The following is a 15571-nucleotide window of genomic DNA, read 5'->3' as shown; positions in this document are numbered from 1 at the left end:
CTCCTCAGGTGCCCAGATACCGCTCGCATCCCCTTGGCCCCGCGCGTCACCACGAAACATCTGCTCCCCCCTCTTCTCGGGGGCTCGCGACCAACGCCCCCTCAATCTCAAATACGGACCCAGCCCATTTTCTTGTGCATTCTGTTCAAAAAAATCCGGGGCGCCCCGACTGGAGGCGCCCCGTGAAACCTGTATCGCCAGCGCGATTCAGGACAATCCGGAAAAGTGACACTTATTTACGACGTGCGCTGTCCGAGCCGTCCGGGTGAGACGCTGTCTTCACGGACGGAACGACGGACATCCTCGCCGAGAACGGCGGGTGCGCCGTCAGGCCCGGGGTGGGCTCCGGCGGTGGGTCATGCGGGTTGATGCTCACCACCGCCCCAGCGCGCTTCGACTTCTTCGAGAGCTTCTTCACCATCGCATCCCCCTCTGCGCGGCACCGGCGGGGTCCAGCGGCATGCCGACGCCCCCGCCTCCGCCCCGGTACTACGCCCCGAGTCGGATTCCTTGGCCGTCATTCGAAGAGGAGGATGCCGTGGACCCAGTCCGCGGAGGGGTGGGCCGCCAGCCACGTGCGCCGCTCGTCACGGAGCGCGAGGGCCGCTGGCGCGCCGCTCCGGATGCGCTCGCGAACCGCTTCGAAGAAGCGCCCCGCCGAGTCGGGGATTTCCGCCGTGGAGGCCAGCACCGTGGCCGCGCCGGCTTCGATGAAGGCCACCGGCAGGCTGAAGGACTCATGAAGGAAGGGCGTGGCCCGGGCCGCGCTACACGTGGCCAGGAGCACGAGCGGCGCGCGCTCCAGCTTCAGCGCGCGGACCTGGGAGGCGGATAGCGCATATTGGCCGTCTGTTTCAGGCGCCAGCACCACCAGCGAGGCGTCCGACATCTCGGGGCTGAAGGCGCCGTGCGCGTGGATTTCCACCTCGCTGGCCTGCGCCATGGCCGCCAGCACCCGCGTCGGCGTGGCCTGCACGCCCGACAGCTCGATTCGCCGCGGGTCCGGCGCGTGCGGCGACTCCAGTGGAAGCAACCGCGGGAGGCCCAGCGACGCGGGTGCCTCCACCCCATTGACGACCAGGTGCGGCCCGCTGCCACGAGCCGGCACGGGAGACGCTCCTCCGGGCCGCCCCACGCGGTAGCTCCAGGCGAGGTCCGCGGGCAGCAGTCCCCGCAGGCCATGCACCGGCGGCAGCGCGAGCACGTCCACCCGCTCGCAGCCCCGCAGTGCGGCCTGGAGCGATGGAGGCACCAGCCCGGACGCGTCCCGTCCCAGGGGCTCCGCGCGGCTGGCGTCGAAGTGCCCCTGCAGCTCGCCCGTGGCGCCGCGCAGCGCCACCACCGAGCGCTCGTAGTCCACGGCGACGCCCAGCACACACCGCCCGGGGACCTCCACCTGGAGCGCGGCGCCCATGAGCGCCAGGGCCTCCTCTGGAGCGTCCGTGCGGCCCGCTTCGTGCGCCAGGACGTTGTAGGCCCCCATGCGCGTCTTGCGCGCGTCCACGTCGTTGGGAAGGGACTCCGCCTGTTGGATGGCGCCGCGCAGCAGCTCCAGCCCGGCGGCGCGGTCTCGCTCCAGGACGAACTGCCCCTCGGCGAAGCGCATCTGCGCGAGCTTGCCCGGTGAAGGCTGCGCCCGGTGCAGCTCGGCCAGGGTGCGGCGCAACAGGTCCGCGTCCTGACGGTCCGCGCCGAAGCGCGCCAGGTACGACAGCAACAGCGCGCCGGGCAGCCCCAGCGGCCGGCCACACTCCTGCGCCAGCTCCAGCTCGCTTCGCGCCTCGTGCGCGTCGAACTCCAGCCACGACAGGTAGGCCAGGTTGCGGTGCACGTAGGTGCGCTGCTCGCAGGCCTCGGGCGTTCGCGCCAGGGACTCGCGCAGGTAGGCGCGCGCGCTGGTGACGTCCAACCGGTAGCGAGCGATGTGCGCCAGCTCCTGGAGGAACTGCTGCTCCAGCTCCCATTCCTCCAGCTCCCGGGATGCCAGCCAGCCGCTCCACGCCTGCTCGAAGGCCTCCGCCGGACGGTTGAGCGCGAGATAGAGGTCCGACAGCCGCTTCTTCAGCGTGGCGCAGCGGTAGGACAGCCCCTTGCCCTGACAGGCCCCCACGGCCGCGCGGAGCCGCGCCTCCGCCTTCCACCATTCACCCGCGCGCTCCTCTGCGCCCGACAGCTCGCGCTCGGCCAGCAGCGACAACCAGGGGTCCTTGGCCTCACGGGCCAGCCGCGTGAAGTCCTCCAGGTGGCGCGCGCCCGCCGTCTGATTGATGAGCCCGCCCAGGTACAGGTCATCCTCGCCCGAGCGCCGCAGCGTCTCCAGGAAGCGCGCCGGTGAGGACAGCTCGCCCCGCACGAGCTTCGCGTAGTCCGCCGCCAGGGGCGCGCGGCGGTTGAAGTCCCGCTCCGCCACACGCCGCACGTAGCCGCGAAGCACCTCGCCGCCCTGGACGCCGTCCAACACGTCCGCCAGCGGCATCAGTCGCAGGACCCACTCCCGTGACTGCGCGGCCCGCACCGCGTCGTAGAACGCCAGCCGGACGATGCCAGGAAAGCGCTTCGCCTCCTCCAGCGGCAGCCGCGCCTGCGCGTCCACCATCAGGTCCCGCACCGCCGCGCGAGCCCCCTTCCAGGCCCGGCCCCGCGCCTGCGTCTGCTGCCGGAGCGCTCGCGCGCGGATCCGCGCCTCTTCGCTCCAGCCCGGCTCCCCGCGCTCCACCACCGCGTCGAACGCCTCCGCGGCCAGCAGCGTCAGCCCCATCTCCCGCAGCACCAGCGCCCGGTTCCACTGCGCCTGGGCGTGCTCGGGCGCCTGTCGCAACACCCCGTCCAGCAGCGCCAGCGCCTCTTCCGGATGCCCCTGTTCCAACGCGACGATGGCCAGGTCGCTGTCCCGGTCTGGCGACGGCGCCATCCGGTGGAGGAAGTCGGAGGCCTGCCGCAGGTCCTTGCGGACCAGGTACGCGGCGGCGATGCCGTGCAGGTCCCCCTGGTCTTCCAAGTCCGCCAGCGCCCGCAGCGGCAACGCCACGCCCGCCCCGCTCGGAGGGCCACCCACACCCGCGCGCAGGGGAACGTAGGGCCGGTGTCCATCCGCGCGGGCATAGGCCACCCTCGCCTCGATGAGCCGCGACGACGTCCGCTCGAGCCAGACCTCCTGCTGGGAACCCCGCACGTCGGCGCTCTTGACGCCGAGGACCAGGACGATGGCCGCCGCCACGGCGCCTATCGCGAACGGGGCCCATCGCCAGTGAGGGCGCCCCGGCACGACCACCGGGTCACGTGCCTTGGGGACCTCGGTTCCCATCCAGGGCTCGGCACCATCCTCCTGCGCCAGTGCCCGCGGGTCTCCCATCACATGGAAGCCCAGCAGCTCCAGTTGCATGGCCTCATGCAGACCCGACGCGCAGGGATCACAGCGGGCGAGGTGATGCCGGAAGTTCTCCTCGTCCACGGGCGGCAGCTCGCCATCGAGGAAGAGGGACAACCTGTTACAGAGCGTCCCCATCACGCGCTGCCTCCCCCGTCACTCCCCGTGAGCGGCAGCAGCAGCGCCTTCAATTCCTTGCGTGCCTGATAGAGCCAGCTCCCCACGGTGCCTTCGGGGACGCCCATGCGCAGGGCGATGGCGCGGTAGCGCATCCCCGAGGCATGCAGCGTATACGCCTCTCGCACCCGGGGATTTGGCAGCTGGGCAATGGCCGCCTGGAAGTCCTTCTCCGAGATGTGCTCCCAGGCCTCCCTGGCCTCCGGCTCGGGGGCCGCCACGCCCTCGCGCACCAGCCGCAGCTCTGGACGGTCCTGCTCCAGCAGCTCCGAGCGCCGCTTGCGGCACTGGTCGAGGAAATGATTGGTCATCGCCCGACACAGCCACGCCCTGTAGACGGGCTCCGGCTGCGCGGCGAGTGCCCCGTGATGCAGCAGTCCGCGCGTGAGCGCCTCCTGCACCAGGTCTTCCGGATCAATGCCTCCCTGACCGCACAACCGTCTCGCCAGGGCCAACAGCATGGGCCTGACACGATGAGCGAACTCCTCGAACCCGTCGGGATGCACATCCGTACTGTAGGCCACAGGAATCCGAATGACTGTGGCAATGCATTGGCCGCTCATCGACTCGGCCTCCTTCCACGCCTCTCGAAACGGAGTCCGGGGCAATCCTTGGAAGGCCGTCGTGAAGCAAACTTAATCGCAGCAAGTTGCGCTCGCTCACGGACAGCCCCGCCGCCCCGCGGGTCAGGGATGCGCGAGCGTCAGGCCAGCGCGGCGGAAATCGACGCGGGCTGCGCCATGGGCAATTCCAACGTCAGCGCCGCGCCCCCCAGGGCCTCCGAGCGTCCCGCGCTCAAACGTCCGCCATGCCGCTCGGCGATGCCTCGCGCGATGGCCAGCCCCAACCCCGTCCCTGGCCGAGGTCCCTCGCGCTTGCGACCCGTCACGAAGGGCTGGAAGAGTCGGCGCAGCAGCTCCGGCGGTATGCCTGGCCCGCTGTCCTCCACCCGGACGAGCAACCGGCCGTTCGTCTGCTCGATGGACGTCCTCAAGCGCGGTGCGGGCACGTCTCCCAGGGCGAGCAGGGCGTTCTCCAACAGGATGACCATCACCTGTGAGAGCTGGGACTGGTCAGCCTCCACCGTGAGCGAGGCGTCCTGCTCGGACTCGAAGGAGACCTCGGGCGCGAGCGAGCCCAGTCCCTGCCGCGCGGTGGAGTACGCCAGCGCGACGGTGGCGGAGACATCCACGCGGCGCAGGTCCAGCGGGCGCGGGCGGCCGTAGCGCAGCAGCTCGTCGACGAAGTGACTGGCGCGGTCGATCTGCTCCCGCATGGCGGCCACCGTGTCCGGGTCCCCGCCCCTTCGCTCCAGCAGCTTGAGGTGCGCGGCGAGCACGCCCAGCGGATTGCGGACCTCGTGGGCCACCGCGGACGTGAACTGGCCCAACTCCGCCAGCCGCGCGGAGTGGTCCGCGCGTGCCTCCTCGCGCGCGAGCGCGGCGGCCAGGTCGTCACTGGAGGCCCGGCCCTTGAGGAGCCGGCGCCCCAGCCAGGCCTGCAGCGCCTGCCTCACGGGCTCGAACGCGAGCGCGGCCAGGGCCAGGAGGAAGAAGGCGCCTACGCGGTACTCGGTGAGGAACGGCTGGCCGCTGCCCGACAGCAGCGTCAGCACGCCAAAGAGGAAGCCCGCGGACAACACCGCCGCCACCGCGGAGTAGACGAGGCTGCGTTCGAGCAACCGCCGGTCCGCGGCTGGTTGATGGGCATTGATGACGTGCACCAGCACCAGCAGCGCCGCCAGCACCAGGTACATGCCGAACGGCAACGCGTACCCGCCCGACAACAACAAGGCGTTGCCGATACTGCCCAGGTACGCGAGCAGCCCGGCGATGCCCAGGCCGAGGAGGATGGGCCGCCGCTCGGGCGCTTCGCCGCGATACGCGCGCGACAACTGCACCAGCGGCACGCTCGCCGCCGCTACGGCGAGCACCATGGCGGGCCAGAACAGGGGGCCTCGTCCCATCGCCAGCGGCCCGTGCAGGACGCTGGGGAGGAACGCGCCAATGCCCGTCACCACCACCGCCACGCAGTACGCGAGCACCACCAACCGGTAGGAGCGCTGCCGGGTCACGTCATAGGCGGAGTGCAGGTACGCCGCCGCGATGAAGGCCCCACCCGCCACGAAGCGCTCCCCCACCCACGCCATGGACGGGATGCAGAGAAGCAGCAGCGCGCCCGTCCACCCCGCGGTCGCCAGACAGTAGAGCGCCAGGCCTCGTGCGTTGTGCCCCCGGAGCGCGGCCGTGAAGAACAGCAGCAGCGACACGGAGAGGACAGGCACGAGGCTGTAGGCGAACAAGGGCCCCATGCCCGTACTGTGACAGATTACGCTCCGCGAGCACCTGCTCAGCGCACCGTGGCCAGGAAGCCGTCCAGCAGCCGGTTCACCTCATCCGGCGCGTCGAGCTGCACCCAGTGTCCCGTGCCCTCCACCTTCGCGTGCGGCAGCTCCGGCACCAGGTGGTGATACGAGCCCGGCGCCTCGTTGAAGGCCGTCACCACCGACAGACGCGGCCCCGAGTAGCGCCGCAGCGGCGTCACGGGGTCGAAGTCCAGCAGGGCTCCCAGTCCGCCCCGGACGCCCTCTTGGGACGTGGCGCGCAGCTCGGACAACACCCGCTCGCGCACCTCCGGCCGGGACGGCGCCAGCATGGGCGCCCACGCCTCCTGCACCACCGCGCTCCAGGCCTCGGTCGCCAGCAGCGCCATCAAGCCCTGGACCTGCTCCGCTGGCATCGCACGTCCGTCCGAGGCCGGGTCGAGGAGGAACAGCCCCGCGACGCGGTCCGGATGCGCCCCCGCGTAGGCCACGCAGACGGCCCCGCCCAGGCTGTGCCCCACCAGCACGAAGCGCTGAATCCCCAGCCCCTCCACCACCGTCCCCACGTCCCGCGCGAAGTCCTCCACGGTGAAGCCGCCGTCCCGTGGCAGCTCGGACTTTCCGTGGCCACGCAGGTCCAGCGCCACGGCACGCCGGCGCTCCCGCAGGTGCGACAGCTGCGCGGCCCAGTGCGTGGTGTTGCCGGCACTCGAATGGACGAACACCACCGGCAGTCCACCCACGCCCCCATCGTCGACATTCAACATTCCCTTGGCACCCATCATGAAGTTCTCCTCTAACCTCGAAGCGCGCGGTCATGCGCGACCTGATGCTTGTGGAGTACGGCCCATCCCTGACAGAAACTGTCAGTAATGGCACGAGTCGACCGGGTGATGCGGCTGCTGGACTTCTTGAGGGGACGGGATGGGACGACGGTGGCGGAGATATCCGAGGCGCTCGACGTGAGCGCGCGCACCGTCCACCGGGATTTGGCGACGCTGCGGGAACAGGGCATTCCCCTGAGCAGTGACACAGGCCCTGGGGGCGGCGTCCGGCTGGAGCGGGACCGGGGCGTGGCGGCCGTCCACCTGTCGCAGGAGGAGGTGGTGGCGCTCTGGCTGGCCGCCAACCTGTCCGCTACGGGCAGCACGTTGCCTTGGGGAAGCGCGGCGCGCTCGGGGCTCCAGAAGCTCTTCGCCAGCGTCCCCAAGGAGCGGGCCCGGGGCATGCGTGAGCTCTGCCGCCGCGTGGTGGTGGGACGGCCGGCGAGCGCCCGCGTGCTGGCGGGCGCCGGAACACCGCCCGAGGAGCTGCTCGCCGTCTTCGAGCGGGCCTTCCGCGAGCAGGTCTGCCTGTCCTTCGAGTACCGCGACCGGCACGGCAAGGCGACCCGCCGCGTCGTGGAGCCACACGGGTTGCTGGTCGAATCGCCCGTCTGGTACGTGCTGGCCCGGGACGTGGAGAAGGCCGCGGCGCGCATGTTCCGCATGGACCGCATCCGCCGAGCCCGCCTCGTCCCCGGCCGCCCCTTCACGCCCGACATGGAGGGCCTGCGAGCCCAGGCCGAGGCCCAGCGCGCGGACGGTGCGCGAGCCCCAGGCTGAGGTAGGCTGCGCGCCCGCCGGAGCCGGAGTGCGCGCCGGAGTCACCAGGAGTCACACGGTGCGGTACTTCGCCATGGTCGCGGCCGGGGCCACCCTCTGGGGGTGCTGGGCGCTCTTCTTCCGTCCAGCGGGGCTCGCTGGGCCGCAGAACGCCTTCCTCGTGCTCCTGGCCATGTCGCTCCCGGCGCCCTTCCTGTTCCAGCGCGACGCCCTGCGCGACCGCCGGGCCACCCTGGCGCTGCTCATCGTGGCGCTGGCGGACGCGGCGAACACGGCCCTCTTCTTCGCCGCCATGGAGCGAGGGCCGGTGTCCATCGCCGTGCTGACGCACTACCTGGCACCCTTGCTGTTGGCGCTGCTGGCCCCCTGGGTGCTGGGCGAGGAGCGCTCCACCCGGGCCCTGATTGGAGGCCCCGTGACGCTGGTGGGCCTGGCCCTGCTCATTGGCCGGCCCGACGGCGGCTTCTCCGGGCTGACGGCGTTGCTGGGCGCGGGCAGTGCCTGCTTCTACGCCATCATCGTCCTGGCCGCGAAGCAGGCGGCGCGGGCCTATTCACCCATGGCCGTGACCTCCCTGCATGCGCCCATCTCCGCGGGCGTGCTGCTGCTCTGTTTCGGAGGCCAGGCACTGCCACCCACGGTGGATGGAGGCACGCTCCTCGTGCTCGTGGGTGGCGTCGTTTGCGGCCTCATTGGAAACATCCTCTTCCACACCGGTCTGCGACGTATTCCGACCGCGGCCACGGCGGCGCTCACATACCTGGAGCCGCTCACCGCGACGTTGGTGGGCTGGGCCTTTTTCTCGGAGAGGCTGACGCCCGTCGCGCTGGGCGGCGGGCTGCTGGTGCTGGTGGCGGGCGCATGGGTGGCGGCCGAGCGACGCGCCACCGTCCAGGCAGTGCCGCTGCGCGCCGCGGCACGCTGAATGCGGGTTCCAAATCACCGCTTGCATGCGTGGGGAGTCCTTTGGTCCTCTTGGGCCCCCGCACACACTCTCCCCTCCGTTCCTGGCGACGCCGTATGCCTATGGAAACCGCAGCCGACAGCCGTGAGTACCGCGTCGTCTTCTTCTGTCCCGCTTCGAGCGCCCGGCTCGAGCGGCTGGAAGTGCCCGTGCGACGGCTGCTCTCGCGTATCCACGCGCCGCCCGCGGAGCTGGCGCCGCTCCAGGAGGCGGGCGCGATCACGGAGGCCGGCTGGCAGGTGTTCCTCGTCCGCTCGCTGACGGAGCGCTCCGCGGCGCAGGCCATGGCCGCCTACGTCAGCGAGGCCACGTGCGCGCTGGCCGCGGAGCTGGACGCGGAGGTGCTGGGGCTCTACGTCGACGTGTCCGGTGACTCGGCGCGCATCTGCCGCTGCGGCCCCGAGGATGGGCCGGAGACGTTCGCGGGCCGCCGACAGGCCGCGCTCAACCGCACCGCCGAATGGTTGGAAGTGACGCCCGTCAGCCTCTCCGCCCTCTTTCACCTCGACCTGCCCGACGCGGAGTATGAGCCGGACGCGGATGACCGCTTCGTCGACGAGAAGCTGCGCGAGGCCCGGACCCTCATGGAGCGCTACCGCCAGGGCAAATGAGGTCTCGAACGCCCGAGGACCTCGCGGGCCGCTGCCCGCGCTGCTTCCTCCCCGTTGCCCTGTGCCTGTGCGCCGAGGTGCCGTGTGTCTCCACGCGCACCGAGCTGCTCATCGTCCGGCACCACAAGGAGACGCTCAAGTCGACCAACACGGCGCGCATGGCGGCGCTCGCCATTCCCCGGTGCAGCATCGTCTCCTATGGCTCGCCGGGGGTGCCCTTCGACGCCTCCGTGCTGGAGGGCGACGACACGTGGCTGCTGTTCCCAGACGCGCACCAGGAGCCCGAGCCCGGTGCGGCCTTTCCCAGCAGGCTCATCATCCTGGATGGGAGCTGGGGGCAGGCACGCCGCATGGTGCAGCGAGTCCCCGCCCTGCGGCGGCTCCCCGGCTTGAAGCTGCCTCCGCCCGCTCCGGACTCACGGCGACTGAGGCGCCCGCCCCACCCGGATGGCATGTCCACGCTGGAGGCCATCGCCGGTGCGCTCGCATACCTGGAGGGCGAACACGTCGCCCAGCCGCTCTATGCGCTGCACGAGCAGATGATTGACCGAGTCCTCGCGAGCCGGGGACGGAACACGTAGCGCGCCCGGCGTGCACCGAGCGACCACCCCCGCCGGCCGCCTCGCGGTGCGCACGAGCCGTCCGCTCAGGACGGGGTTGGTGCCGACAGGCGCGGGCTTCAGCGCGCGGTCAGCGCGTCCAGTTCCGAGATGAGGGCGGGCACATCGCCGCGAGGAACCGTCCGGCAGGGCCAGAAGCCCGCGGCGCGGTCCGTGGCGATGACAGGGAGGCCTTGCTCCCGCGCCCGCGCCAGCTCGCTCAGGTGGCTCTCACACCACGCTGGCGCGAGCACCACGTCCACGTGCTCAAGCGTGCGCTGCACCTGCGCCGTCACCTTCCGCACTCGCGGGTGATTCAGATGTCGCGAATCCGTGCCCTCGGCGGGGCGCACCCAGAGGTTCCACTGAGGTCGCTCGTCGAGCACCGCCAAGGCTTCTCGCAGGCCGCCGCGCGCCAGGGCGGGCCCGGCGAGGAGGGCCACATGCGGGCCGTGGTGCTGAGGCAGCCGGGGCGCCTGGGGCGGTTCGCGGTCCGTTGGAAAGTGCAGCCCGCGGAGCTTCTCCGGAGCATGTCCGGCCAGCCGCAGCCGCTCCAAGGCGAGCGCGCCTCGCACCCAGATTTCATCCGCGAGGACTCGCTCCGCCTCCTGCCGCGCGACGTCCTCCGCGGAGGCGCGGTGGTTGCGCAGGAAGGCCTCCTCCGGGTGCCGCGCGGCGGCGGCGTCCAGGTCCGCGTGCAGCTCCCTCAAGGAGGGCAGGTCCTCCACCAACACGCAGCGCGCGCCCTGGCGGCGGGCCACCGCGAAGACCTCCCGGGCACAGAGCGCTGGCGCGAGCACCGTCTCCACCGACGCCGGGAGCAGCGCCGAGGCCGCCTGCGCCCACCGCTTGCGCAGGGTGAAGCGGGCCTGGAAGGTCGCCGCCGTCGAGCGCACCGCGACGCGCATCCCCGCCTCCACGGCCGCCCAGCCCGGCAGGCCCCAGACGCGGAAGCCATCGGGCACCGGCAGCGTCCGGCGAGTCCAGGCGTGGCGCAGGCGGGTGGGAACGGGGCCCCAGGCGGGCAGTCTCGGCAGCGCCCAGGGGGCCAGCACCTCCGCTTCGCGCGGGAGCAACGATGCGAGCTGTGAGAGCCACGGGGCGGGCTCCGGTGCGAGCACCAGGTTCATGGCGCCCTGGCCTCTGACCGCGGGACCTCGACGCGAGCGTGGCATGCGGTCTCCCCGCACGTCAGGCACGTCCGCTTCCGCGCCTCGGGGTTCAGCAGGCGTCGCCGGTTCTCGGCGATGGTGCGCTCCTCGAGCACGGCGCCAGAGCCGGTGTCTTCAACTCGGCGCACGACGCGGTTGATGCGCAGGGTTCCCTCGGGGAGTTCGAGAAGGGACTCGTCCTCGGACCACAGCAGTGAGCGCGTCCGGGGGGCGTGCGCCCCGTGGATGGAGAGCCGCAGCTTCCCGTCCGCGACGCGGGCTCCGAGCCGCACCGGGCCCTCACGCGGCGCCATCACCAGGTCCACATAGGGCCAGGCCACCGTGGCATCCATTCCCCACAGCGCGCCCGGTGGCGGAGGCACCGCCTCCATCGTGTGCCCCCAGCGCTCCAGGATGTGCCAGCCCTGACGGGCGGCGAACTCGAAGAGCGCATTGGCCAGCAGACAGATGCCCCCTCCGATGGACGGGGTGAGACAGCCGCCGCTCAGCGCCAGCCCATGCCGGTAGCCGTTGCGCTCCGTCAGCCGGCCCAGCGTACGCCAGAAGGAGAGGGGCCTGTCCGGAGCGACGAGGAGGCCATCGAAGGCCGGCGCCGCCAGCCGCACGTTGTGCTGCTTGCCCGCTTCGAGCACGGGGTCCGCGTCCTCGTCCGCGCGCAGCAGATTCACCGTGTGCGAGCCGAGGAGCACGCCCTTCTCATGCATGGACGCCAGGAGCGGGCGCGGCCAGCGCTCGGGGGTCGCGGTCCACCGCGCCAGGCGGTTCGCCTGGAGCATCCACTGCTTGCTCCGCCTCCACAGCAGGGCGGGCGCGGATAACTCCAGGAGGCGGGGAGCGATGGCGGGCGTGGGCATGTCCGAACATTCTGCAAGGGTGGCGCCAGGGAAGGAAGCAAGGGGCGCTGCCGCGGGGACACTTGTCCGGAGCTCCCCGCCGCTTCGGCGTCGCCCGACGGCGCGGGCTGTTAGACTTGCCGCATCATGACCCGCGCCCAGCCCTCGGACACCGTGGTCCTCTTCGACGGCGTGTGCAACCTGTGCAACGGCACGGTCCTCTTCATCATCGACCGGGACCCGGACGCGCGCATCCGCTTCACGGCGCTGCAGTCCCAGCGGGCCGCCGCGCTGCTCGCGCCGCACGGCGTCGTGCCCAAGGAGGAGCCGGACAGCTTCGTCCTCCTGCAGGACGGCAAGCTGTACGAGCGGTCCACGGCCGCGCTCCGCGTCGCGCGGATGCTGCAGGGGCCGTGGCGGTGGCTCTACGCCTTCATCGTGGTGCCCCGGCCGCTGCGCGACCTCGTCTACCGAGTCATCGCGCGCAACCGCTACCGCTGGTTCGGACGAGAGGCACAGTGCCGCATCCCCACGCCCGAGCTGCGAGCCCGCTTCCTTCCGGAGGCCGCGCCGTAGCCACGCGGCGCCCATCGAATCAGCAGGCGTTGGCGTCCGTGCAGCGCGCCTTCTTCATCTCCGTGGCGAAGGGGCTGGGCGCCAGGAAGCCGGTGACGCGGGGCTGGGTGAGCACCTTGCCCTCCTGCGAGATGAACGCCACGGTGGGCAGGCCCTCCACGCCGAAGCGGTCCAGCAGCGCGTCCAGCGAGTCCTCGCTGTTCGTCGCGTCAATCTTGATGTTGAGGAAGCGCCCCGCGTCGGACTGGGAGATGACCTCCTGCGCGGGGTAGGTGTCGCGGTCCAGCTCCTTGCAGGCCGCACACCAGTCCGCGAAGAAGTCGATGAGCACCGGCCGGCCCTCCGCCTTCGCCTGCGCGAGCACCTGGTCGAAGGCCTCTGGGGAGAAGGTGGCCTGCTTCGCCGGCATGACGTGGTGCCACTGCCAGGACGGAGCACGCGGCGGCTCGGTGAGGCCCAGCTCCACCCACAGCGTGCCCACCGGCCCCGCGTCCAGCGCGCCGCCACGCAGCACCAGCGCCGCGACGACGAGCGCCACGCCCAGCGCCTTGAACGAGAACTCCCGCGCGCCTTCCTTGAACGAGCGATGCACCGCGCCCAGGACCACGCCCACCGCCACCAGCAGCGCGGCGATGACGGCCCCCGGAACCCGGCCCACCAGGAGGCCCAGCCCCTTCACCACGTCCCGCGCCCAGGGGAAGGCGTCCTTGAGGTAGCTGAAGGCCAGGGCCACCAGCATGATGCCCAAGACGCTCTTCACCCACTCCATCCACACGCCGCCGCGCGGCAGCCGCACGGTGAAGACGCCGATGAGGAAGAACGGCACGCCGATGCCCAGCGCGTAGACGAACAGCAGCGACGCACCCAGCGTGGTGTTCGCCGACTTCGCCACGAAGGCCAGCAGGCCCGTCAGCACCGGGCCGGTGCACGGCGCCGCCAGGAAGCCGGACACGCTGCCCATCAGGAACGCGCCCGCCACGCCCGCGCCACCCACGGCGTTGAGCTTCGTCTGGAACGACGACGGCAGCGCCAGCTCGAACGCGCCGAACATGGACGTGGCCAGCAGCAGCAGGAACACCGCCAGGCCCGTCACCACCGCCGGGTGCCCCAGCATCGACCCGAACGCCTGGCCCGTCTTCGCCGCCAGCACACCCAGCGCGCTGAACACCACGCCCATGCCCACGATGTAGGAGGACGTCAGGAGCAGCGCGCGGCCCCGGCCCTCCGCCTTACGCGCGCCGAAGACGGACACGGTGATGGGGATGAGCGGATAGACACACGGCGTCAGCGCGGTGAGCAACCCACCCGCGAACACCACCGCCGCGCCCACCGCGAGGCTGCCGGATTCGAGGAACCGGGCCGCATCCAGGTTGGCGTTGGGGCCCGTGGGCAGCAGCCATGGCACCACGGCCACCGCCACCCCGGCCAGCACCGCCATCACTCCGAGCTTCTTCGCATCCATGCGTGCGTGACTCCGTGGTCCCAGGCCCCCTTGTATACGCAGGCCCGGGGCCCCGGGCTACTGCGCAGGCGGAGCAAGCGGGGAAGCAGGCGTCTTCAGTCCAGCGGAGCGCGCCAGTCCCATGACGCCCTCCACCGCCGCGGCGATGTAACCAAACGGGTTGGCCCCATCCACCGCGGTGACGTGCACCTCGCCCATCTTCTGCTGGAAGGCCGCGGCCACCTGGGGGAGCTGCTGCGCCAGGGTCATCTGGATGACCTCCGCGCTGACGCTGTTCTCGATGTCGCGCAGCGCGCGCGCCTTGCCCAGCTCCAGCTCCTGCTGCGCCTGGTCCTTGCGCACGCTCAGCTCGGCGATGACGACCTCCGTCTCCACGATGGACCGCCGGGCCTGCACCACCTGGAGCTCCGCGTGGAGCCGCTCGGCCTCCTGCTGGTGCGCGGCCATCTGCACCTCGTGCCACGCGGTGGCCTGCTCGTGCTCGCGGCGCAGGCGCTCCAGCTCCAGCTGGGCCTTGGCGCCGGCCTCCTCCTGTTCGCGGCGCAGCTTCGCCAGCTCCACCTCCTGCTCGTGCCGCTGGCGTGACAGCTCCAGCTCCTGCTCACGCTGCTGCCGCGCCAGCTCCATCTGCGCCTTGGCGTTCTCCGCCTCCTGCGCGCGCTGGAGCCGCACCAGCTCGATTTTCGCCTGCGCGGCCTCGGACTCCTGCGCCAGCTTCAGCTTCTCCAGCTCCAGCTTCGCGCGCCCGGCCTCCGTGTCCTGCTCGCGCTTGAGCTTCTCCAGGGCCACGCGCTGACGCGCGACCTCCGCGTCCTGTTCGCGCTGGAGCTTCTCCATCTCCACCTGCGCGCGGCTGACGGCCAGCGCCCGCTCGGAGACGATCTTCGCGTCGGCCAGACGGGACTCGGCGGACAGCGCGTCCAGCTTCGCCTGCTCGTCGGCCACCTGCTTCTTCTGGCGCACCTCCTGCTCGGCGGCCATCTTCGCCAGCGCCACCTCGCGCTCCACGGTGGCCTGCTCCTGCTTCAGCGTGCGCTCCTGGCCGAGCTTCGCCTCGGCCACGCGCGCCTCCACCGCCAGCGCCTCCAACCGGGCCTGCTCCTCCGCCGTCTGCTTCTTCTGGCGCACCTCCTCCTCGGCCGCCAGCCGCTGGAGGCTCAGCTGCCGCTCGGCCTCCGTCTCCTCGCGGTGGACGAAGCGCTCCTTGGCCAGCTCCGCCTCGCGCGCCTGCCGCTCCTGCTCATGGCGGAAGCGCGCCTGCATGTTGGCGAAGACGGTGGAGGACAGGACGCGCACGTCCTGGATTTCGATCGTGTCCAGGAGGACGCCCCAGCCCGCGTCCGTCTGGTCCTCCAGGCGGCCCCGGCCCGACAGCACCGGCGCGATTTCGCGCACCAGCTCCGCGGCGATGCCCTCCTTGCGCTTGGAGAGGCACTCCTCCACGGACATGTTCGCCACCAGCCGCCGCGCGGCGCCGACGAACATCTCCCGCAGCAGCTCCGCCAGCTTCTCCTGCGCGCGCTCCGGGAAGGAGAAGTTGAGCATGCGGAAGGCCACCAGCGGGTCCGAAATCCGGTACACCGCCAGCCCCGTCACCTGCACGCCCACCTTCTCGTGCGTCACCTGGTCCGCGGTGAACTGGAGCCGCTGGATGCTGGTGGGGACGATGGCCACCGAGTCCCCCGGCAGCTTGAAGCAGCTGGCGCCCTGGCCGCTGACCTCGCGCACCCGGCCGCGCCGCATGTGGACCAGGAACTCACTGGGCCGCGCGGTGACCAGCCCCCAGCGCTTCATCTTCTCCGGGTCCTCCGCGGGCTTGCCAGCGCGCCAGCCGTCCACGTAGCGCGGCTGCTCCAGCTTGCCGCCGCCCCCTCCGCCCCCTC

At 71.6% G+C, this 15571-nt stretch carries 14 protein-coding genes; 5 read left to right on the top strand and 9 right to left on the bottom strand.

Annotated elements, in window-relative coordinates:
• Positions 1-232: 232 nt before the first annotated feature.
• The 5 genes from HV824_RS30695 to HV824_RS30675 form a co-directional block, all read right to left on the bottom strand.
• Entirely contained in the window at positions 233-421 is a 189-nt protein-coding gene (locus HV824_RS30695; protein WP_176421204.1) for a hypothetical protein, read from the bottom strand.
• A gap of 96 nt (positions 422-517) precedes the next feature.
• On the bottom strand, positions 518-3505 hold the full coding sequence (locus HV824_RS30690) for a CHAT domain-containing protein (RefSeq protein ID WP_217917886.1): 2988 nt from the start codon (positions 3503-3505) through the stop codon (positions 518-520).
• Positions 3505-4107, bottom strand: a complete 603-nt coding sequence (locus HV824_RS30685) for an RNA polymerase sigma factor (RefSeq protein WP_163786370.1) — start codon at positions 4105-4107, stop codon at positions 3505-3507. The genes HV824_RS30690 and HV824_RS30685 overlap by 1 nt, the downstream gene beginning before the upstream one ends.
• A 140-nt stretch (positions 4108-4247) precedes the next feature.
• Complete coding sequence (locus tag HV824_RS30680; RefSeq protein ID WP_176421201.1) at positions 4248-5855, bottom strand: sensor histidine kinase; 1608 nt, start codon at positions 5853-5855, stop codon at positions 4248-4250.
• Positions 5856-5893: 38 nt separating this feature from the next.
• Positions 5894-6652, bottom strand: coding sequence for an alpha/beta fold hydrolase (locus HV824_RS30675; protein ID WP_176421200.1), 759 nt, complete (start codon positions 6650-6652; stop codon positions 5894-5896).
• Between the two features lie 87 nt (positions 6653-6739).
• Between HV824_RS30675 and HV824_RS30670 the strand changes: the two genes are divergently transcribed.
• The 4 genes from HV824_RS30670 to HV824_RS30655 all read left to right on the top strand — a co-directional run bounded on the left by HV824_RS30670 (position 6740) and on the right by HV824_RS30655 (position 9627).
• A complete protein-coding gene (locus HV824_RS30670) occupies positions 6740-7471 on the top strand; it encodes a YafY family protein (protein ID WP_176421199.1) in 732 nt (243 codons plus the stop codon).
• A gap of 58 nt (positions 7472-7529) precedes the next feature.
• A complete protein-coding gene (locus HV824_RS30665; protein WP_176421198.1) occupies positions 7530-8396 on the top strand; it encodes a DMT family transporter in 867 nt (288 codons plus the stop codon).
• A 101-nt stretch (positions 8397-8497) separates the two neighbouring features.
• Positions 8498-9046 (top strand): hypothetical protein, encoded by a 549-nt coding sequence (locus tag HV824_RS30660; RefSeq protein ID WP_176421206.1) that lies wholly within the window; start codon positions 8498-8500, stop codon positions 9044-9046.
• Complete coding sequence (locus HV824_RS30655; RefSeq protein WP_176421197.1) at positions 9043-9627, top strand: tRNA-uridine aminocarboxypropyltransferase; 585 nt, start codon at positions 9043-9045, stop codon at positions 9625-9627. Before HV824_RS30660 ends, HV824_RS30655 begins: the two co-directional genes overlap by 4 nt.
• A gap of 98 nt (positions 9628-9725) precedes the next feature.
• On the opposite strand, the gene HV824_RS38000 is transcribed toward HV824_RS30655, so the two are convergent.
• Together HV824_RS38000 and HV824_RS30645 are read right to left on the bottom strand one after the other, a co-directional pair.
• Positions 9726-10775 carry a hypothetical protein gene (locus HV824_RS38000; RefSeq protein ID WP_176421196.1) on the bottom strand — a complete coding sequence of 350 codons (1050 nt, stop codon included), beginning with the start codon at positions 10773-10775 and terminating at the stop codon, positions 9726-9728.
• Entirely contained in the window at positions 10772-11671 is a 900-nt protein-coding gene (locus HV824_RS30645; RefSeq protein WP_255208477.1) for a VanW family protein, read from the bottom strand. Before HV824_RS30645 ends, HV824_RS38000 begins: the two co-directional genes overlap by 4 nt.
• A 126-nt stretch (positions 11672-11797) precedes the next feature.
• Between HV824_RS30645 and HV824_RS30640 the strand changes: the two genes are divergently transcribed.
• Positions 11798-12226 (top strand): thiol-disulfide oxidoreductase DCC family protein, encoded by a 429-nt coding sequence (locus tag HV824_RS30640; protein WP_176421195.1) that lies wholly within the window; start codon positions 11798-11800, stop codon positions 12224-12226.
• Positions 12227-12245: 19 nt separating this feature from the next.
• Here HV824_RS30640 and HV824_RS30635 read toward each other — a convergent pair whose 3' ends face one another.
• Positions 12246-13688, bottom strand: a complete 1443-nt coding sequence (locus HV824_RS30635; protein ID WP_176421194.1) for a protein-disulfide reductase DsbD — start codon at positions 13686-13688, stop codon at positions 12246-12248.
• Positions 13689-13745: 57 nt separating this feature from the next.
• Positions 13746-15571 (bottom strand): SPFH domain-containing protein (locus HV824_RS30630; protein ID WP_176424853.1); only part of this gene is annotated, 1826 nt, incomplete at its 5' end.

Origin of the sequence: Myxococcus sp. AM009, from assembly GCF_013372605.1 — a bacterium.
Lineage (GTDB): Bacteria > Myxococcota > Myxococcia > Myxococcales > Myxococcaceae > Myxococcus > Myxococcus vastator.
The sequence above is the reverse complement of the archived record's forward strand: the minus strand, read 5'-3'. Positions and strand labels throughout refer to the sequence as shown.

Coding starts and splice junctions, on each gene's coding strand:
- HV824_RS30695 (WP_176421204.1), bottom strand. CDS start 421: ATGGTGAAGAAGCTCTCGAAGAAGTCGAAGCGCGCTGGGGCGGTGGTG.
- HV824_RS30690 (WP_217917886.1), bottom strand. CDS start 3,505: ATGGGGACGCTCTGTAACAGGTTGTCCCTCTTCCTCGATGGCGAGCTG.
- HV824_RS30685 (WP_163786370.1), bottom strand. CDS start 4,107: ATGAGCGGCCAATGCATTGCCACAGTCATTCGGATTCCTGTGGCCTAC.
- HV824_RS30680 (WP_176421201.1), bottom strand. CDS start 5,855: ATGGGGCCCTTGTTCGCCTACAGCCTCGTGCCTGTCCTCTCCGTGTCG.
- HV824_RS30675 (WP_176421200.1), bottom strand. CDS start 6,652: ATGATGGGTGCCAAGGGAATGTTGAATGTCGACGATGGGGGCGTGGGT.
- HV824_RS30670 (WP_176421199.1), top strand. CDS start 6,740: ATGGCACGAGTCGACCGGGTGATGCGGCTGCTGGACTTCTTGAGGGGA.
- HV824_RS30660 (WP_176421206.1), top strand. CDS start 8,498: ATGGAAACCGCAGCCGACAGCCGTGAGTACCGCGTCGTCTTCTTCTGT.
- HV824_RS30655 (WP_176421197.1), top strand. CDS start 9,043: ATGAGGTCTCGAACGCCCGAGGACCTCGCGGGCCGCTGCCCGCGCTGC.
- HV824_RS38000 (WP_176421196.1), bottom strand. CDS start 10,775: ATGAACCTGGTGCTCGCACCGGAGCCCGCCCCGTGGCTCTCACAGCTC.
- HV824_RS30645 (WP_255208477.1), bottom strand. CDS start 11,671: ATGCCCACGCCCGCCATCGCTCCCCGCCTCCTGGAGTTATCCGCGCCC.
- HV824_RS30640 (WP_176421195.1), top strand. CDS start 11,798: ATGACCCGCGCCCAGCCCTCGGACACCGTGGTCCTCTTCGACGGCGTG.
- HV824_RS30635 (WP_176421194.1), bottom strand. CDS start 13,688: ATGGATGCGAAGAAGCTCGGAGTGATGGCGGTGCTGGCCGGGGTGGCG.